Raw genomic sequence first — 20,687 nt, forward strand, 5'->3', positions numbered from 1 at the left:
TGTCGATCGGTGGTTTCAGCGGCGCGCGGCGACGACCGCGGCCGGGCCTATCCAGCTCAGCAGTTCGTCCAGCGCCTCGTAGAGGGCCTCGATCTCGGAGACCTCGTTGTAGAGGTACGCGGAGACGCGGAGGATCTCCCCGCCGGCCAGGTCGGCGACCAGCGGCTGTGAGCACATGTGACCGCTGCGCACCATGAAGCCGTAGGAATCGCTCAGCATGCGGGCGACTTCGCCGGTGGGGACGCCCTGCTCCAGGCGCAGGCTCACGAGCGCGATCCGGTCGGTCAGGTTCGGCGGCCCGACCAGACGCACCCCCGGGCGGATGAGCGCCCCACCGACCAGGGCCGCGGCGAGTTCGCGCTCGCGCCGCCGGAGGGCCGGGGCGTCCAGCGACTCCAGGTACCGGATGGCCGCGCCGGACCCGATGGCGGAGGCGATGGCCGGCGTACCCGCTTCGAACTTGAAGGGCGTGCGCCGGTCCACGCTGCTGTCCAGATCGACCCAGTCGACCATGCCCCCGCCGACCGACAGGGGACGCAGCCCGGCGAGGAGCCGACTGCGGCCGAAGAGGACGCCGACCCCGGTGGGGCCGAGCATCTTGTGCATCGAGAAGGCCAGGAAGTCGACGTCGAGCTCGTGCACGTTGATGCGCTCATGGGGCAGGGACTGCGCGGCGTCGAGGACGATGACCGCGTCGGTGGCCGAACGGATCTCGGCGATCAGCTCCGCCACCGGGTGGACGACACCGGTGACGTTGGAGCAGTGCGTGAGCGCGACCACTTTCGGCCGGTCGCGCAGCAGCTCGCGGAAGTGGTCGCGGTCGAGTCTGCCGTCGGCGTCGATCCGGGTCAACGCGAGGCGGCCGGCCCGCCGCCACGGCAGCGTCTGCGAGTGGTGCGCGTCCATGCACCCCACGACGTAGGCGTCCGGTTCCAGGTCCAGTCCCTGGGCGACCAGGTTCAGGGCCTCGGTCGTGTTCCGGGTCAGGACCACCTCGTTCGCCGCGGCGCCGAGGTGAGCGGCTATCGCCACCCGGGAGGCCTCGTACGCGTCGGAGGCCTCCTCGGACAGCCGGTGCTTGCCGCGGTGGATGTTCGCGCCGTTGGTCTCGTAGTACTCGGTGATCGCCTCGATGACGGGCCGCGGCTTCAGGGTCGTGGCCGCGTTGTCCAGGTAGGAGATCGTCTGCCCGTCGATCTTCCGTCGCAGGGCCGGGAAGTCGTCCCGGAGGTTGTCTCGAACGGTCATCGCGCACCTTCCGCGGATATCTGGGAGACGCAGGGCTGGAGCTTGCCGCTGCGCTCGCTGGCGATGTAGTCGACGGCCTCGACGCGCACCGGATTCGGCGCCAGGGCTTCGGTCAGACGGTGGGCGAGCGCGGCGATGCCGTCGGCCCGCGCGTCGGTGTCGGGGATGTACCGGAAGGTGCACGCTCCGGTCCGGTCCTGCTCCAGCTTGTAGACCTCGATGCCGGGGGCGTCGCCGACCACGGCGTCGACGGCGCCCGGCGTGACGACCCGGCCGTCCGCCAGCTGGATCATGTGGGTGGCGCGGCCCTCGATCCGCACCAGCGGCAGCTCGCTGCCGCAGCCGCAGGGGCTGCCCAGGGGCGTGAACTGATCCCCCGTGGCGTACCGGATGCGTGGGACGAGTGCGTCGTCCTTGGTCGTGACGTACAGCTCGCCCGACTCGCCGTCCGCGACGGGCTCGCCGTCGCGGACGAACTCCACGTGGAAGTCCTGGTCGTTGATGTGCCGCATCCCGTGGTGGCACTCGAACCCGAGGTAGCCGAGCTCGGACATGCCGATCATGTCGCCGATCGCCAGGTCCGGGCCCATGAAGTCCTCGATCTGGCGCCGCGCCACCCGTGTCATGAGGGTGTATCCGCACGCCATGTGCAGCCGGCGCGGTGAGGTGATCCTGCGGCCGAGCCGCCGCGCCCACCTCGTCAGGAAGGCGAAGTGCGTCGGGTCCACCACCAGGAGGTCGGGTTCGTAGAGCTCGATCTCGTCGAGGGCCTTGACGATCTGCCACTCGGGTGTGGCGAGGAGGTCGTGGGCCACGGTCAGTACCAGGGTGCCGTCCGCGAGCGTCCGGTCCTCCATGGTCGAGAATCCCGTCGCGCATTCCACGTCCGAGCAGTTCGGCGGGGCGAAGCGGCAGATCCTGGGCCGGCTGCCGGGACGCCACAGCTCGTCGAAGCGGCGGTTCACGCCGAGCGCGGTCGCCTGCCTCCTCGCCAGGTCGTAGGCCAGGATGGCGCTGTTCAGCCGCTCGCCGGAGGTTCCGGAGCTCTGGAAGCGCATGACGTGCGGCGAGTTGAGGGTGTAGCCCTTGGCCAGCACCCCCGCGGGAAAGTTCCGCCGGTAGTGGGACTTGGAGGTGGGCGGCAGCCGCAGGAAGTCCGCCGGGCCCCGGATGTCCTCCGGCCGCAGACCGCTGGCTTCCATGTGCTTGCGGAAGAAGACAGTGTTGTCGAACGCGTAGGCGATCTCTTCCCGCACGGCTTCGAACGTCGTCGAGTCGCTCATGCCATGGCCACCAGGACGGTGCGGGACCCGGTGTAGGGGTTCCTGCCGTGCGAGAACTGCTCGTTGTCGACGATCATGATGTCGCCGGCCTGCCAGGGCAGGGCGATCTCCTCCGCCGCGTAGGCGGCGCGGATCTGCGCCAGATCCTCCGGGTCCAGGGGCGTGCCGTCACCGTGGAGCGCGTTGCGGGGCAGTTCGTCCTCGGCGAAGCTCTCGCGCAGCTCGCGCTCGACGTGCTCGGGAAGCGAGCTGACATGGAACAGGTTCGCCTGGTTGAACCAGACCGTCTCCCCGGTCGCCCGCGCCCTGACGGTGGCCTGCACCACGTGCCGGGTGCGCAGCCGCTCGCCGCCCAGCCACTCCGCCTGGATGCCGTGCCGCTCGCAGTAGGCGTCGACCTGGGCGCGGTCCTCGGTCTGGAAGGCCTCCTGCCAGCTCAGGTCCATTCCATGGCCGAAGTTGCGCACGTACATCACGCCGTGCCGCTCGAAGCGCTCACGCGTGGCCCGCGGCAGCCGGGCGTGGACGCGGGCGCTGTCCGCGATGGGCGTCTCGCCGCCCGTGGCCGCCGGGACGAGACAGGTGAGGAACAGGGTGGCCGGCCACGAGTCCGTGTACGACATCTCGTTGTGCTGGGGGATGGTCTGGTCGGCCGGGTACTCCGTCGAGGTGAAGACGTTGCCGTCGACCCGCTTGCGCGGCGTGGAGCGGTTGTCGTAGTCGCGCAGCTCGCCGTCGAGCCCTGTGGCGAGTTCGGCCAGGCCCGCGGCGTCCAGCGGTGCGAAGCCGCGCAGCAGGACAGCGCCGTGCTCGTCGCGCAGCCGGGCCAGGGCGTTCCCCGAGCCCGCGAGCCACTCCCGTGCGTCGAGGCCGGTGAGGGTCGGTGTGCAGGACACCGCGCGCGTTCCGTCGATCAGCGGGGCGACGCGGACCAGCGTCTCGCTGGTGACCGCGACGGACCTCCGGGCTCTGCTGAAGCGCCCGTTCATGCCGGTGCCGGTCGTCTGGGTCAACATGCGTCTGCCTCTTTCTTCTCGAGGAGCTGGTCGATGAACTCGGCGAGCTCCGACACGACGGGGAACTCGAACAGGTTGCGCAGCTTGAAACTCACCTTGAAGTCGTCCCGCAGCCTGGCGACCAGTTGGGTCGCGAGCAGCGAATGCCCGCCTATCTCGAAGAAGTCGTCGTCGGCGCCGACCTGGCGCAGCAGCAGGAGCTGCGCGACGATGCCGGCGACCCGCTGCTCGGTCCCGGTCCGGGGCTCGGCGTAGGCGGTGGATCCCTGGGTGTAGAAGCCCGGTTCGGGAAGCATCGAGGCGTCGACCTTCCCGGTACTGGTCAGGGGGAAGGCGTCCAGGGCCACCAGGTGGGCGGGCAGCATGAAGTCCGGGAGACGCTCGGCCAGGAACTCGCGGAGCCACTCCGCGCCGCCCCGGCCTCCCTCGGCGTCGATGAGGTATCCCACGAGGTGGGCGCCCGTGCTCTCACCGGCCTCCACGACCATGCTGCCGGTCACCCGGGGGTGCTGGCGCATGACCGCCTCGATCTCGCCCAGCTCCACGCGGAAGCCGCGCAGCTTGATCTGACGGTCGACCCGGCCGAGGAACTCGACGGTGTGGTCGGGAAGGAGGCGCGCCTTGTCACCGGTGCGGTACATCCGCCCCGACGGGTCCGGGCCGAACGGGTCGGCGACGAACCGGGCGCTCTGGTCCTCGGTCGGGGACAGGTAGCCGTGCGACACGGACGATCCGCCGATCCAGAGCTCGCCCGGCACGCCGACCGGCAGCGGCCGGCGCCGGGAGTCCAGGACGTAGGCGCGGGCGTGCCGCATCGGGGTGCCCAGCGGGACGCTGGAGGCCAGGGCGGCCAGGTCGTGGGAGGCGGTGGCCTCCCCGCAGAGCACGCCGACGGTCGTCTCGGTCGGGCCGTAGTGGTTGAAGAGCCTGCAGTCGCCGAGGTAGTCCTTGAACAGGTTGTACCAGCCCCAGCCGAACGGCTCGCCGCCCGCGACCAGGGCCTGGTGCGGCATCAGCCGCTCCGGTGCCTCGGCCACGGTGAAGACGGCCTCCAGGTGCGACGGGGTGATCTTGAGGAGGTCGTAGCTCTCCCGGGAGAGCAGTTCGGCGAGCGCCTGCGCGTCCGCGGAGACCTCCGGCGCGACGACCAGCAGCTCTCCCCCGGTGACGAGCGGCGGGAACAGCGCGGTGTTGCCCAGGTCGGTGCCCAGGGTGCTCAGGGCGACCGAGTCGACCGGGCCGGTCAGGCGCAGCCGGTCGAGCACACCGTCGAGGTAGGCCGCCAGGTGCCCGTGACCGACGAGGACTCCCTTCGGCGCGCCGGTGGAGCCCGAGGTGAAGATCACGTAGGCGGGGTCGTCATCGGTGGTCGCCACCAGAGGGCTGTCGCTCGCGCGGTGGGCGCACACCGTGAGGTCCGCGTCCAGGAGGACGGTGTCGCAGTCCCGCGGAAGCGTCGGGGCCGTCTCCTCGGTCGCCACGGCGTGGCGGAGACCGACCGCCTCGATGACCGCGGACCGGCGCTTGGCGGGCAGGCTCGGGTCGATCGGCACATACCCGGCCCCTGCCTTGGCGATCGCCAGCATGGCGACGACGGCCAGGTCGGAGCGTTCGAGGCAGAGACCGACCAGTTCGCCGGCGTGCACCCCGCGCCCGACCAGCTCGTTGGCCAGCCGGCCTGCGGCCTCGTCGAGCTGCCGGTACGTCCAGGAGCGCGTGGCCGTCCTGAGCGCCGGGGCGTCGGGGGCGAACCGTGCGGTCCGCTCGACCTGGCGGTGCCAGTGCTCCGCGGAGCGCACCGGCGGCTGCGCCGGGTTCGTGGCCGCGACGAGTTCCCGCGCGGCGTCCTCGTCCAGCATGGCCAGGTCGGGCACGGCGACGCCCGGATCGCCGCCCAGCGCCGACAGGGCGGCGCGCAGACAGGCGAGCAGCGCCTCGATGCCGCCCTCCGCCATGCCGAGGGCCTGGTGGCGCAGGGTGAGACGGATCTCCCCGTCCAGGACCTGCGCGCAGAGCGCGACCTTGCGCATGTCGTCGGACGGTTCGATCCACAGGTCGCGGAAGGCCGGCTCCCCAGGTGAGCCGAACTCCGTGACGTCGTGGAAGGCGAACCCCGGTATGCCTGCGACGTGCTGGCCGGCCGGGTCCATGGAGCTCTCGTCCGCCTGCTCGAAGGCGTCCAGCTCCAGGTCCACCGAGCGCAGCAGATCGGTCAGCGTCGTCTCGTCGGAGACCGCGGCGAACACCGGCGCGGGAGTCTCGAACAGGCCGATCGAGGTCCGGAGCTCCGGGAACGGCCGACGGGTGAGCAGCGCGTTGACCGCCAGGCGTTCCGGCCGTCCGGCGGCGTGCCACAGGGCGACGAACCAGCCGGTCAGCAGAACGCTGCGCAGACCGCCGTCGCAGTCGTCGCCGAGGCTTCGCAGCCGCTGTGCCAGGGGCGCGGGGACAGTCCACCGCAGGTCGGCGAGAGAGGTGTCGTCGGAGAGGAGTTCGAGCGGCAGGTTCAGCGGAGGCAGCTCCGTCAGCCGGGCCGCGCGGTCGGCCGCGAGCTCCTTCTGGCGCGGGCTCGTCGCCCCCTCCTCGACCTGCCACTGGGTGTAGTCGGCGTACTGGACGATGCCGTCGCGGCTCCACGGGGTGCCGTGCAGCCGCGCGGCGCAGGCCTCCCGGAGGTCCCTGAGGAAGACCTCGGCCGAGAGGGCGTCCATGCTCATCCGCGGCGCCGACACCACGAGTGACCGCCGGCCGCCGGCGTGGGTGAAGAGGGTCAGGCGCAGGGAGTCCGCGTCCTCCTCGCCGGTCCGCGCCCGCGCCTCCTCCCGCACGAGGACGGTCAGCGCGGCCTCGTCGCCGGAACGCTCCGACACGTGGAACCGCGGACGGTCCTCGATCACCATCAGCGCGGTGCTGTTCTCGCCGAGCACCTTGCGGTAGACGGTGCGCAGGCTCTCGTGCGCCGACACCACGTCGTGCGCCGCGCGCTCCAGCACCTCGCGGTCGAGCGGGGTGCCGAGACCCACCACGGCGACGGTACGGCCGGCCCGTCCGCCCGCCACGAGCCCCAGGACATGCTCCTGCTGCTTCGACAGACGGAAGCCTTCCCAGGCCTGAGACATCAGTTCTGCTCCGGCTCGATCCACAACTGCCCCTTCGTAAATGTGTTCCATGTGTTGACTGCGTCCGGACCGAGGTATTCGGCGGCGATCTGCCAGAAACCCGCGTACTCGGCCGGGAGGTTGAGATGGGAGTGGCTGACCTGCTGCGGCATGTGCGCCAGGACGTCGCCGAGTTTCAAGCGGAGGAGGTCCTCGAATTCGTCCCGGTCCAGCGCGATGTCCTCGCCGGTCCGCCGGTCCTTCAGGGCCGGCTCCCCTTTCGGGCGCATGATGTTGCGGAAGCTCTTGCCCAGCGACGCGTAGTTCATGACGGAGAAGGTGTGGATCATCTCCTCCACCCGAGGTCCGACGAACGCTCGGACCTCTACGCGTCTTTCCTCGGGAATGGACTCGACATTGTCGTTGTGCAGCCCCTCCGTTCCGTAGACGCCGTGGAACAGTCCCGCGAGGCAGACGTGCTCCCCCGCCTTCATGTCCTGGAGAATGGCGCAGGCCCGGAACATGTGATCCAGGAGGGTCTCGTCCTGGTGCGCGATCTTGTGCAGGCCCAGCCGCACCAGATCGCTTCGATATCGTTCGGCGTCAAGCATTCAGCATTCCTCGGTTGTCCTGCGGTCGCCGCTGCGACCGGATGTCGTTCCATGACCGCTTTTTCCGCGCCTCTTCCTTTCCTTCCCACAGGTTTTCCAGAGTGCGGTTGACGAGGCTGAGCCTCGCGTCCGGTTCGGTGGACAGGAGTTTCACCAGTTCGGTCAGGCATTTCGTCAGACGGCGGACGGTGGAATCGGAGAAAAGGCCGACGCGGTAGTCGATTCCGCCCTCCATTCCGCCTTCCGCGGTGGCCACGAGCGTGAGCTTGATGTCGTGCACCGACAGAAGGAATTCCGCGTCGATCTCCTCGGCACGTACGCCGGGGATGTCCCAGTCGGACATCGGAGCGTCCTCCAGCAGGAACCAGGTGCGGTACACCGGGGCCGACTCGCCCGAGCGGCGTTCCGGCCTCACGGCCTGGACCACGTGGTCGAACGGCACGTCCTGGTTCACGTACGCCTGCAGCGCCTTCTCACGGACTTCCCTGAGCACGTCCGTGAAGGTGGGGTCGCCCGTGAACCGCGTCCGGATGGCGAGGCTGTTGACCAGGAACCCGATCGTGTTCTCCAGTTGCGGGTGGGCTCGGTGGCCGGCCGGGACGCCCACGACGATGTCCTGCTGGCGGCACCACCACTGGAGCAGCACCTTCCATGCCGCGAGGTACCCCATGAAGGTGGTCGCGCGTTCGGCCGTGCAGACGTCCCTGAAGCCGGCGGCCACCACGGGGTCGACCGCGAGCGGCGCGCGGGCCCCCTCGATCACCTCGGAGTCCTCGACCGTCCCCTCGGTGGGAAGGGCCAGGACGGGCAGCGGAGCGGCCAGTTCGCGGCGCCAGAAGTCGATCTGGTGCCGGAACTCGCCCGAGCCGGCCTGCTCGGCCTCCCACAGAGCGACGTCGGCGTAACCCACACCGGGTTCCGGGAGGACGGACGCGTTCCCGCCGCGGTACAGCTCGCTGATCTCACGGACCATGACCGAGGTCGACCAGGCGTCCCAGACGATGTGGTGCACGGAGACGACCAGGACGTGCTCCCGCGGTGCGACCCGCAGCAGCCTCACCCGGAAGTGCGGTCCGCTCGCGAGGTCGAAGGGGGTGCGTGCCTCCTCGGCGATCACCCGCTCCGGAGCGAGCTTCTCCGGGTTGTCGCACACGTCGATGAGCTGGAAGTCCAGCGGCTTGCCGGTGCCGGGCATCTGGTGGGGGGCGTCCCCGGCCTCTTCGAACGACAGCGACAGGACGTCGTGCCGGTCGACGAACATCTCGAAGGCGCCACGCAGGGCGGTGACGTCGAGCGGACCCGTGAGGCGGAACGGCTGGACCAGGTTGTACGTGGTGCTGCCCGGAACGAGCTGGTCGTGGAACCAGAGGCGGGCCTGAGCGGCCGTCAGGGGAACCGGAGCCCCACCGTGGTCCGCGCGGACGGGCCCGGCCACCGGACGTGCCGTGCCGCCGCCGTCCGCACTGGCGCCGGCGGAGTCGGAGTCGATCGCGGCCGCGATGCGCTCCAGCGTCGGGTTGTCGAAGATCACGCGGATGGGGATCTCGACGTCGAGGGCCTTGCGCAGCCGCACGACCGTGCGCATGGCGGTGAGCGAGTCGCCGCCGAGCTCGAAGAAGTGGTCCCGCCGGCCGACCCGTTCGACCTTCAGCATGCTCTCCCACACCGCCGCGACGATCTTCTCGACCTCCGTGGCCGGTGCCTCGTACACCGTCGGCTCGTCCGGCTCGTCCGGCACCACGAGGGCCTTCCGGTCGACCTTGCCGTTGGCCGTGAGCGGAAGCCCGGAGATCCCGACGACGGTCTCGGGCACCATGTAGCCCGGCAGCTTCGCGCCGAGGAACTCCCGCACGTCCGACGGGACCTGTCGGCCCTCCTCGGGCACGACGAAAGCGATCAGCCGTTTGGCTCCCTGGGGGCGGCCGTGGACGACGGCCACCGCGCCGCGCACGGCGGGATGCTGGAGCAGCGCCGTCTCGATCTCGCCCAGCTCGATGCGGTACCCCTGGAGCTTGACCTGGAAGTCCTCGCGGCCGAGGAACTCGATCTCGCCACTGGGCAGGAACCGTCCCAGATCGCCCGTCCGGTACAGGCGTTCGCCCGTCACGGGGTGACGCACGAAACTCGCGGCGGTCCTCGCCTCGTCGCGCAGATAACCCTCCGCCAGGCCGATGCCGCCGATGTAGAGCTGCCCCGGAACACCGGTCGGCCGCGGGTGGAACGCCTCGTCGAGGACATGGAAGGCCTGGTTGCGCATCGGGCGGCCGTACGGGATCGACGGCCAGTCCGCCGGCACCTCGCCCACGGGGTGGAGGATGGACCAGATGGACGCCTCCGTGGCACCGCCGAGGCTCACGATCTCCGGCGTTCCCAGGACCCGCCGGATGCGCTCCGGCAGGGTGACGGGGAACCAGTCACCGCTGAGCATCACCAGCCGCAGCGCGTCGCTCCGCGCACCGCCCACCGTCATGTGCTCGACCAGCAGCTCCATCAGCGCCGGTACGGAGTTCCACACGGTGACCCCGGCCCGTTCGGCCAGGTCGAGCCAGACCGCCGGGTCACGGTGCGAGGCCGGGTCGGGGACGACGACGCCGCCGCCGACGGCCAGGGGACCGAAGATGTCGTAGACCGACAGGTCGAAGCTCAGCGACGACAGGGCCAGCGTCCGGTCGTGCTCCCCGACGCCGAAGCGGTCGTTCACGTCGACGACCGTGTTGAGGGCGCCGCGGTGGCTGATCATCACGCCCTTGGGCACACCGGTCGAGCCCGAGGTGAAGATCACGTAGGCGAGGTCGCCGGCCTCCGTGGCCGGCCGGGCGGCGGGCTGCGCGCCCGGGTCGGAGGGCAGCGTGTCCACGAGGAACACCGTGCCGTCCGGCCCCAGTGGCCCGGTCAGCCGCCCGGCGATCCACGACTGGGTCAGCACGGCCCGGACCTGCCCCTGGGCGAGCAGGAAGCGGATCCGCTCCTCTGGCAGCTCCGCGTCCACCGGCAGGTACGCCGCGCCCGAGGCCAGGATGCCGAGCACCGCGGCGCTCTGTTCCCAGCCCTTCTCCATGACCACGGCGACCAGGTCGTTCGGCCGGACGTCCAGCGCGGTGAGTCGGGCGGCGATCACCCGGGCGCGGCCGGCGAGCTCGCCGTAGCTCAGTGTCCGGGTCGGGGTGATCACGGCCGGACGGTCCGGAGCGCGCTCGGCCATGGCGAAGAACGGCCCGTGGAGCAGGCCCGACGGCAGGTGGCCCGGCGTCCGGTTGTAGTCCTCCCGCGCCGCCGCGTCCGCGGCCGGCAGCAGTGACGGCAGGGGCAGGTTCCACCGTGCCTCGTCGTCGGCCAGCCACCGCAGCAGGTCCAGGGTGGCCGCGTGGATCGAGGCGACCAGCCCGTCGGGGAAGAGCTCGTCGACCGCGTCGATGTCCAGGGCCAGGGAGCCCTCCGACTCGAAGACCTGGGCGTCGATCCACACCTGCGGTGTCTGGGAGATGCTGAACACCTCCTGGCCGAGGCCGACGTCCTGGCCGTGGTCGAGGAAGAGACTGGTGAACACCGCCGGCATCGCCGCGTCCGGGCGCACCTTCTTGATCTCGCGCAGGACACGGACACCGCTGAACAGGCGGTAGTCGATGTCGGTCAGCAGCTGATCCCGCACCGCCCGCGCCCGCTCACCGAACGAGCCGGTGCCGGCCGCGTCGACCTCCAACAGCGTTACCGAGGTGAAGTCGCCGACGACGGCGTCCACGCCCGGGTGAAGCGGAAGCCGGTTGGCCATGGGCAGGTTGAGCGTGAACCTGCGGTGCGTGGCCCAGGTCGCCATCGCCTCGCTGTAGGCAGCGATGGTGAGCGCGGTGGGGGTGATGCCGCGGCGGGCCGCGCCCGCCTTGAGCCGGCTCCAGCGCTCCTCGTCCAGTGTTCCGCTCACCCGGCTGAAGCGGGGCGTGTCGATGGTGCGCGGCTCACGGGCCAGCGGCAGCTCGGGGGCGGGGGCGAAGTCCGGCACCCGCTCGCACCAGTACGCCTGCGCACGGCGGTACAGGTCGGTCTCCTCCAGACTCTGCTCGGCCAGGACGTAGTCCCGGAAGGAGAGCTGGACCTCCGGCAGGTCGAGGTCCGGGTCCCGGTACAGGTCGGCGAGTTCGCGGAGCAGGAGGTTCGAGCTGCGGGCGTCGGTGATCAGACCGTCGATGCTGTAGTGCAGGCGGGTGCGGTCACCGTCCAGGAGGGTGGCGCGCAGCTCGAACAGCGGCCAGCTCTCAGGCGCGAACACCTGGTGGGACATGGCGACGCGGGTGGCCTCCAGGGCCTCGCGTGCCTCGTCGTCCGGTCGCCCGCGCACGTCCTGGGCGGCGATGACGTAGTCGGGTACGTCGGTGAGGATCCGCTGCTCACCCCCGGGCAACACGATCGCGCGGAGCATGCCGTGCCGCCGGACGAGCCGCCGGAACGCGTGCTCGAGCCGGGGCAGGTCGAGGCCGGTGGCATCGAACTCCTCGTAGCCGTGCATGCCGACGTTGCCGATGTCGAAGACTCCGGTGCGGCCGATCCAGTAGGCCTGCTGCACATCGGTCAGCGGGAAGGGCTCCGCCGTGGCGGCCGGGTCGGCCACGACGACCGGCAGTGCGACGGGGGCGCTGTCCCCGGACTCGTCGCGGGCGGCGACCAGCGCACGCGCCAGGCCGCGGATCGTCGGCGCCTCGATGAAGGTGCGCAGCGGGACGTCGACGCCGAAGAGGGCCCGTACCCGGGAGACGAGCTGGGTGGCGAGCAGCGAGTGCCCGCCCAGCTCGAAGAAGCCGTCCTCCGGGCCGATGGCGTGGGCGCCGAGGAGGTCGGCGAAGACCGCGGCGACCTCCCGCTCGGTCGGGTCCTGGTAGCCGGGTGCGGCGGTCTGTGCCGACTCCCGCGTCTCGGGCTCCTCCGCCACGCTCGGGTCGGTCCGACCGCCGCAGCGGCAGCCGGTGGCGTCGGCGGACGGCGGGTCGATCCAGCACCGCTCGCGTTCGAAGGGGTAGGTCGGCAGAACCGTGCGGTGCGGCCGGACCCCGCCGGCCAGCGCCTCCCAGTCCACCGCGGCGCCCTCGCACCAGAGTTCGCCGACGGCCGACAGCAGCTCCGGCGGCCCGTCGGTCCCGGCCCCGGCCCCGGCGGGCAGGCTCGCGACCGCGGCAACGCCGGCGGCCCGGGCCAGCCGGGTCAGCACCTGTCCGGGACCGACCTCCAGGAGCACCGCCCCGGTGTCGCGGACGGCGGTCAGGGCGTCGTCGAAGCGGACCGTGGCGCGGATCTGCCGTGCCCAGTACGCCGGGCTGGTGGCCTCCTCGTCGGTGATCCAGTCGCCCGTCACGTCGGAGACGAACGGGATGCGTGGAGGCGAGAGCCTCACGCGGGCGACCTCTTCCTCGAACGAGGCCGCCGCGTCGTCCATGAGGCGCGAGTGGAAGGCGTGGGAGGTGCGCAGCCGCTTGGAGACGATGCCGCGCCCGGCGAGCCGCGCCTCGAAGGCCGTGATCGCGTCGGCCGGGCCGGAGACCACACACTCGCGCGGTCCGTTGACGGCGGCGAGGTCCACACCGTCGAGCAGCGCCACCACCTCGCTCTCCGGCAGCGGGACGGCCGTCATCGTGCCGGCCGGCGCGGACTGCATCAGCCGGCCGCGCACGGCGATCAGACGCAGCGCGTCCTCCAGGGACATCACTCCGGCGACACAGGCGGCCACCAGTTCGCCGAGGCTGTGCCCGACCATCGCGACGGGGCGCACGCCCCAGGACTCCCAGAGCCGGGCGAGCGCGTACTCCATGACGAAGAGCGCCGGCTGCGCGACCGAGGTCCGGTCGACCGTCGCCCCGTCGTCGGGCACCGGGCCGTCGAGACCGAGGACCGGCCGGACGTCGACGGCGCCGTCGGTCAGCGACCGCAGCAGGGCCGCGGCCCGGTCGGCCTCCGCACGGAACACCGGCTCCTGTGCGTAGGCCGCCCGGCCCATGCCCGCACGCTGTGCGCCCTGACCGGGGAAGCCGAAGACCACCTCGCGGTCCTGGGACGGGCCGGCCGCGCCGTGCCGCGCCGGGACGCCGGAGGCCAGTGCCTCGACGGCCTCGGCGACGCCGCCGGCGACGACGAACCCGCGGTGCGCGAGCCCGCGGCGGCCTCGCTGCAGCGTGTACGCGACCTCGTCGACGCGCTCGCGGGGGTTCGCCCGGAGGTGACCGGCGAGCCGGTCGACGGCCGTCGCCAACGCGGCGGGGGTCGCGGCGGAGACCGGCAGGACGTGCCGGGTACGGCCGGTGGGGGCGGGCGTACGAGCGGGGGCCTCTTCGAGGACGACGTGGGCGTTGGTGCCGCCGATGCCGAACGAGCTGACGGCGGCCCGCAGACGCTCGCCCTCCCACGGCACCAGGGCCGTGTTGACGTAGAAGGGGCTGTCATCCAGTCCGAGTTCCGGGTTCGGCTCGGTGAAGTGCAGGGACGGCGGCAGCTTCCTGGCCCGGAGCGAGAGAACCACCTTGATGAGGCCGACCGCACCGGCCGCCGTGTCCAGGTGCCCGATGTTCGTCTTCACCGAGCCGAGGGCGCAGCGGCCGGCAGGGCCCGTGCCGAAGACGCTCTTGAGCGCGGTCACCTCGACGGGGTCGCCCAGCGGGGTGCCGGTGCCATGGGCCTCGACGTACGAGACCGTGGACGGGTCGACGTCGGCGACGGCGAGCGCCTCCGCGATCACGTCCGCCTGGCCCTCGACACTGGGTGCGGTGAAGCCGACCTTGCGCGCGCCGTCGTTGTTGACGGCGGACCCCCGGATCACCGCGTGGATCACATCGCCGTCGGCGAGGGCGTCGTCGAGCCTCTTGAGCGCCACCACGGCGGCGCCGCTGCCGGCCACGGTGCCGTCCGCCGCGGCGTCGAACGCGCGGCAGTGGCCGTCGGACGACCTGATGCCGCCCTTCTCGTGAAGGTGTCCCCGCCGCTGCGGGATCACGGTGGCACCGCCGGCCAGCGCCACGTCGCACTCGCCGTTGTTCAGGGACTGGCACGCCGTGTGCACGGCGACGAGGGACGTCGAGCACCCCGTCTGGACGCTGACGCTCGGCCCCCGCAGGTCCAGCTTGAAGGAGACACGCGTCGGCACGAAGTCCTTGTCGTTGCCGAGGGACGTCTGGAACTCGCCCACCCGTGCGACGAGGTCACCGTTCGGCAGCAGGTTGCGGTGCAGATAGGCACTTTCGCCGACACCCGCGTAGACGCCGGTGACCTTGTCCGTCGCGCCCGGGGCGCGCCCCGCGTGCTCCAGGGCCTCCCAGGCGCACTCCAGCAGCAGCCGGTGCTGCGGGTCGAGCATCTCGGCCTCACGTCGGGAGAAGCCGAAGAAGGCCGCGTCAAAGCCCTCCATGTCGCTGAGCACACCGAGCCGGCGCACGTAGTCCGGCCGGGCGGCCTCGTCCGGGGCGACGCCCGCGGCGAGGAGTTCCTCGTCGGTGAACGTCGTGATCGACTCGACGCCGTCGCTCAGGTTCCGCCAGAAGGCGTCCAGGGTGTCCGCGCCGGGACATCGCAGGGCCATGCCCACGACGGCGACCGCTCCGGCGGGCGTTCCGTCGTCGTCCAGAATGTCGTTCGTCATTCCTGTCTCCAAGATCTCGGAAGTCACCGCGCGGTCCTCCGCGGTGCCTGTGCGCGCGAACGCGCCTTGCGTGCGGCCGCCCGGCTGCGTCCCGCGTCACCCGTCGTGGAGGGGCTCCGCCCCTCGCCGGCGAGATGCCGGGCCAGGCTCCGGACGGTGGGGAACGCGAAGAGGTCCACCACGGGGATCTGCCGTTCGAGCCGCTCCGTCAGCCGGGCCTGCACCCGCAGCAGGAGCAGCGAGTGCCCGCCGGACTCGAAGAAGTTGTCCTCGGCGCCCACTTGCCCGACCTCCAGGACCTCGCTCCACACGGCGGCGACCAGGCGTTCCACCGCGCCGCTGAGCGGGACCCGGGCAGGGGTGTCCGGCGCTCGGGAGGGAGGTGGCAGGGCGCGCCGGTCGGTCTTGCCGCGTTCGCCCCGCGGCAGCGCGTCCATGAGGACGATCGAGCCGGGGACCATGTACTCCGGCAGCTTCCGTTCGAGATGCTCACGCAGCTCGGCCGCCGTGACAGGGCCGGAGAGGGCGGCGTAGCCGACCAGTACGGGTCTGCCGGGAACGTCCTCGCGCAGCACCGCCGCCGCGTCCGTGACACGCGGGTGCGCGTTCAGGGCGGCCTCGATCTCGCCGAGTTCGATGCGGAAACCACGGAGCTTGACCTGGTGGTCGTCGCGGCCGAGGAACTCGAGCGTCCCGTCGGCGGCCGCGCGCGCCCGGTCGCCCGTGGCGTACATGCGCTCGCCCGGCGGTCCCCAGGGGTCGGGCAGGAACGAGGCCGCCGTTCGCCCCGGGTCTCCCAGGTAGCCCAGGGACACTCCGGCGCCCGCCAGGTACAGGTCGCCGTGGACGCCCTGGGGGACCGGCCGGAGCCGTTCGTCGAGCACGTACGCGCGGACACCGGGGAGGGGCCTGCCGATGGGGACGGTCGTCCCGTCGTACGACTCCCCCGGACCGGGTTCGTACAGGGTGGCCGTGATGGTGGTCTCGGTCGGGCCGTACGCGTTCAGCCAGCGCACTCCGGCCGGCGCCGCGGCCTGCCACTGCGCGAGCCGTCCGGCGTCGACCCGCTCGCTGCCCACCACGACGAGCCGGAGAGTGGGGCAGGCGCCCGCCGGATACCGGTCGAGCACGGCCACCCATTCGTGCCAGTACGACGCCGGAAGGTTGAGCACGCTCAGCCGCTCCCGCCGGACCAGCTCGGTCAGCTCCGCGATCCCGGGCACCGGTCCCGCCGGGAGCAGGACGACGTGGCCGCCCCGGATGAGCGTGGCGAAGAGCTCCTCCGCCGCCACGTCGAAGGCGGTGGAGGCGAACTGGAGCACCCGGTCGTCGGGGCACAGCCCGTAGCGGTCCGCGACCGTACGCAGCGTGTGGGCGAGGTTGGCCTGGCTCACGCACACCCCCTTGGGGGTGCCGGTGGTCCCCGAGGTGTACAGGACGTAGGCCGTCGCCGCCGGGGCGGTGACCCAGGGCTCGGTGTCCGGGGCAGGCCCGTCCCCGCCCAGCGCCTCCTCGGCGAGGACGAAGGGAAGGTCACCGCACGCGGGCCGGCCGGTCGCCGACGAGCCCAGCACGAGGACCGCCCGCGAGTCCGCGAGTACCTGTTCGAACCGGTCCTGCGGGGCGGCGACGTCGACCGGGACGTAGGCGGCCCCGGCCTTCATGACCCCGAGCAGCGCCGCCGGCCAGAGAGGGCCGCGCGCCATGCGCACGACGACCGTGCTGCCCGGCCGGACACCGCGGGCGCGCAGGTGGGCGCAGATCCTGTCGGAGTGGGCGGCCAGTTCGGCGTAGGTCAGGGACCGGCCGTCCTGGCTGACCGCGGTGCGCTCGCCCCAGCGGTCGCAGGACTCGGCCAGGAGCCGCACCAGCGTGTCCGCGGCCGTCCCGGACGCGGGCCGGGGGCCTGCCACCAGAGCCTCCAGCTCGGCCGCGCCGAGCATGGACAGCTCGTGCAGCGGTGCCTCGGGTGCGGCCAGAGCGGACCCCAGCAGGGCCGTGAGGTGGCCCGCGAACCGTTCCACGGTCGCCCGGTCGAACAGGTCGACGTCGTACTCGATCGCACCGCACAGAGTTCCCGACTCGAGGGAGGACTCCTCCCAGACCAGGGTGAGGTCGAACTTCGCCACCGGGCTGACGGACTCGTGCACCGTCATGGACAGCCCCGGCGCCACGACCGTGTCTTTCGGCACGTTCTGCATCGCCATCATCACCTGGAACAGGGGCGTCCAACTGGGGTCACGGGGCGGCCGTACGACCTCCACCACCTGTTCGAAGGGAACTTCCTGGTGCTCGAAGGCGCCCAGCGCACTCTCCCGGACGACCGTGAGGAACTCGGCGAACGTCTGCTCCTCGTCCCAGCGGGAGCGCAGCACCAGCGTGTTCACAAAGAACCCGATCATGTCTTCGAGTTCCGGACGGGTCCGGCCGGACACCGGCGTGCCGACGCTGACGTCCCGGACCCCCGCGTACCGGCCCAGCACCAGCGTGAAGACGGCGAGCAGGGTCATGAAGCGGGTGGCGCCGAAGCGTCGGCTCACCTCACCGAGCCGGGCGGTCAGTTCGTTCGACAACCGCACCGGGACCGTGTCGCCGACATGCCGGGGGGAGGTCGGCCGGGGGCGGTCGGTGGGCAGGTCGAGAACGGGCGGCGCGCCCGCCAGACAGTCGGTCCAGTAGCCGAGCCGTCCGTCCTGGTCGGGACGGTCGAGGAGCGCGCGCTGCCAGACGGCGTAGTCCGGGTACTGGACCGGGAGCGCCGGCGCCGGTTCGGCCGTGCCGCCGAGCTCCGCCCGGTACAGCGCCACCAGGTCGCGCAGGAACACACCCACCGACCAGCCGTCGCAGACGGCGTGGTGCATCGTCACCAGCAGCACGGACCGCCGCTCGTCCATACGCAGCAGGCGGAAGCGGACGAGCGGGCCCGCCGAGAGGTCGAAGGGGAGCAGGGACTCCGCCCGGGTGCGCTCGGCGGCCGTCGCGGTCCGTGCGGCCTCGGGCAGACGGCCGAGGTCCTCGGCCTCCAGCCGGACGTCACCGGCCTCGTCGACCACCTGGACGGGGTCGCCGCTCGCGGTTGCCACCAGCCGGGTGCGCAGTGAGGCGTGACGCCGCACCAGTTCCCGGAGGGCGTGGCGCAGGGCCGTCAGGTCGAGGACGCCCGTGAGCGTCACGGCCAGGGGCACGTTGTAGAGCGGGCTGCCGGGGTCGAGCCGGTCGAGGAACCACAGGCGCCGCTGGGCGAAGGAGAGGGGCTGGGGGCCTGGGCGGGCGGGGACCAGGGGGGAGGCGGCGCGCACGGAACGGGCCGCCGCGGCGCGCCGCGCGAACGCCGACACCGAGGACGCCTCGAAGATGTCCCGGATACCGAGCCCGGCGCCGAGTTCGGCGGCGACGCGGGTGACCGCCTGAGCCGCGAGCAGTGAGTTCCCGCCGAGCACGAAGAAGTCGTCGTGCGCGGAGATCTCCGTCACCCGCAGCAGCTCCGACCAGACCCGGGCGACCAGCTTCTCGGTCGCGCCCCGCGGCGGGACACGGGTCCCGGACCGGACGCCGTCCCGCTCGTCCGGTTCGGGGAGCGCTCTCAGGTCCGCCTTGCCGTTCGGTGTGACCGGCAGCTCGTCGAGGGGCACGTACCAGGTCGGGACCATCGCCGCGGGAAGCCGCTCCGTCAGGAACGATCGCAGGACGCGGGGCTCGGCCCGCATCCCGCCCGTCATGACCACATAGGCGGCGAGGGCCCGCCGCTCGCCTTCGCCCTTCAGGGCTACGACCGCCTCGCGCACGCCGGGACACGCGCGGAGCACGTTCGCGATCTCGTCCGGCTCGATACGGACCCCGCGGAGCTTCACCTGGGAGTCGGCGCGGCCGAGGTACTCGAGGACGCCGTCCTCCCGCCAGCGGACGATGTCCCCGGTGCGGTAGAGGCGTTCCCCGCTCCCGAACGGGCTCGGGACGAACCGCTCCGCGGTCAGGCCGGGGCGTCCGGTGTATCCGCGGGCCAGGCCCGGGCCGCCGATGTGGAGCTCACCGGGCAGACCGATGCCGGCGTGCCCGCCGTGGGGGTCCAGGACGTACAGGTCGGTTCCGGCGATCGGCCGGCCGATCGGTACCCGGGCGTCGGCGTGCGGGGCGCCGACGTCGTGGCAGCTCGCGATGGTGGTGCCCTCGGTCGGGCCGTAGGCATTCACCAGCCGGACGCCCGGAACGGCGTTCCGTACCGCCCGCACCCTCCGCACGTCCGCGGCCTCGCCGCCGAAGAAGAGCGTGCGCAGCCGCTGGAACATGGCCGGGTCCGCGTCGGCGCACTTGTGGAACACGGCGGTGGTGAGCAGCATCGAGGTGATCCCGTCGGCCTCGATGCGCCTGCGCAGCGCCGGGGGCGAGAGGACGTCGTCCTTGGGGACGCCCACCAGCCGCGCGCCGTTCAGCAGCGCCCCCCAGATCTCGAAGGTGGCCGCGTCGAACGAGGTGTTGGCGACCTGGCCCACCACGTCGGAGGAGTCCCAGCCGAGGTAGTCGGTGTCGCGGACCAGACGCACGATCCCGCGGTGGGTGATGGCGACGCCCTTGGGGAGGCCGGTCGAGCCGGAGGTGTAGAGCACGCAGGCCTGCTGGTCGGGATGCGGCGGCGGGAGTTCCACGGGTCCGACGGGCCCCGCCCGCAGTTCGCCGACCGGGATCACGGGCACGTCGCCTCCGAAGGAGACGTCGCGGTCGGCGATCACCAGGCACGCACGGCTGTCCGCCACCATGTGGGCCAGCCGTGCGTCGGGATGCCCCGGGTCGAGCGGCACATAGGCGGCGCCGGCCAGCAGTACCGCCAGCATCGCGACGACCAGCGAAGCCGAGGGTTCCATGGCGAGTGCGACGGCGCTCTCCGCCCGAACCCCGCGTTCCAGGAGGGCCTCCGCCAGGCGCTCCGCCCGAGCATGGAGCTCTCTGTAGGTCAGGGTTCCGTCCCAGAACACCAACGCCACGGCGTCCGGGGCGGTCCGGGACCGATCGCGTAATGCCTCGACCACGCTGACGGCGGCCGTCCGTACCGGTTCCGTTCCCCACGCGGCGAGCAGCGCCCGCTCCTCGGCGGTCGTGTGCACGAGCCGGTACAGGGGCGACGCGGGCGAGTCGAGGGCGGACTCCAGCAGGGCCGTGAAGTGGTCCGCGAACCGTTGCGCTGCCGCCCGGTCGAAGAGGGCGGTGTCGTACTCGATCGTGCCGCGCAGGGTGCCGTCCGGTGACGGCCCGTCCCAGAGCAGGGCGAGGTCGGCGTCGAGGCCGGGGGACGGGGCGGGGTACGCGTCCCGCGTCGCCGTCATCAGCCGGAACCGCGCCGTCCCGGTCACGTCGTCGCCCTGGTCCGGGCGCTCGGCAGCGTCCCGCAGGCCGTCCCGGACCCCGGTGAGGAACTCCCCGAAGGTCCGCGTGTCCTCCCAGCGGGAGCGCAGCACCAGCGGGTCGTACGGGAACGTCCCGGCCGGCACGCCGACGCTGACGTCGGCCGCTCCCGCGCAACGGCCTGCCAGCAGGGTGAACACCGCCGTCAGCGTCGTGAACCGGTCGGTGTCGTGGGCGTCGGCGACCCGGCCCAGCCGGCCGGCGAGCGAGTCGCCGAGAGTGACGCTCACCGAGTCGCGCGGTTCACGGCACGTCGAGGTCCGCAGGCGGTCGGTGAAGAGACCGAGCGACGAGGGCGCGTCCTCGGACCGGTACCGCTCGTGTGCGATGTCCGCCACGTCGGGGTTCTCCTTCGAAGGGCATGGCTCACCGGGGGACGGAGCCGAGGGTTCGGATCCGGCCCGCTCGCCGGAGGGGATGTC

The 20,687-nt window shown here is 72.1% G+C and carries 7 protein-coding genes; all 7 read right to left on the reverse strand.

All coding sequences use genetic code 11. From position 1 onward, the window contains the following. Positions 1 to 15: 15 nt before the first annotated feature. From ACW4TU_RS18045 to ACW4TU_RS18075, 7 genes are read right to left on the reverse strand one after another with little or no spacing between them, the layout of a single operon-like run. A complete protein-coding gene (locus ACW4TU_RS18045; protein WP_457428843.1) occupies positions 16 to 1,248 on the reverse strand; it encodes an aminotransferase class V-fold PLP-dependent enzyme in 1,233 nt (410 codons plus the stop codon). Then, positions 1,245 to 2,531: a phenylacetate--CoA ligase family protein gene (locus ACW4TU_RS18050; RefSeq protein ID WP_457428844.1), complete on the reverse strand. Its 1,287-nt coding sequence runs from the start codon at positions 2,529 to 2,531 to the stop codon at positions 1,245 to 1,247. Before ACW4TU_RS18050 ends, ACW4TU_RS18045 begins: the two co-directional genes overlap by 4 nt. After that, on the reverse strand, positions 2,528 to 3,547 hold the full coding sequence (locus ACW4TU_RS18055) for a TauD/TfdA family dioxygenase (protein ID WP_457428845.1): 1,020 nt from the start codon (positions 3,545 to 3,547) through the stop codon (positions 2,528 to 2,530). Before ACW4TU_RS18055 ends, ACW4TU_RS18050 begins: the two co-directional genes overlap by 4 nt. Then, positions 3,541 to 6,666 (reverse strand): non-ribosomal peptide synthetase, encoded by a 3,126-nt coding sequence (locus tag ACW4TU_RS18060; protein ID WP_457428846.1) that lies wholly within the window; start codon positions 6,664 to 6,666, stop codon positions 3,541 to 3,543. Before ACW4TU_RS18060 ends, ACW4TU_RS18055 begins: the two co-directional genes overlap by 7 nt. Then, complete coding sequence (locus ACW4TU_RS18065; RefSeq protein ID WP_457428847.1) at positions 6,666 to 7,256, reverse strand: DUF6817 domain-containing protein; 591 nt, start codon at positions 7,254 to 7,256, stop codon at positions 6,666 to 6,668. Before ACW4TU_RS18065 ends, ACW4TU_RS18060 begins: the two co-directional genes overlap by 1 nt. After that, positions 7,249 to 14,868: a type I polyketide synthase gene (locus tag ACW4TU_RS18070; protein ID WP_457428848.1), complete on the reverse strand. Its 7,620-nt coding sequence runs from the start codon at positions 14,866 to 14,868 to the stop codon at positions 7,249 to 7,251. The genes ACW4TU_RS18065 and ACW4TU_RS18070 overlap by 8 nt, the downstream gene beginning before the upstream one ends. 23 nt (positions 14,869 to 14,891) lie before the next feature. Next, the gene (locus ACW4TU_RS18075) at positions 14,892 to 20,603 is read right to left on the reverse strand and encodes an amino acid adenylation domain-containing protein (RefSeq protein ID WP_457428849.1); all 5,712 of its coding nucleotides are present in this window, start codon (positions 20,601 to 20,603) and stop codon (positions 14,892 to 14,894) included. Positions 20,604 to 20,687 lie beyond the last annotated feature (84 nt).

The organism is Streptomyces kryoterrae (assembly GCF_054072135.1).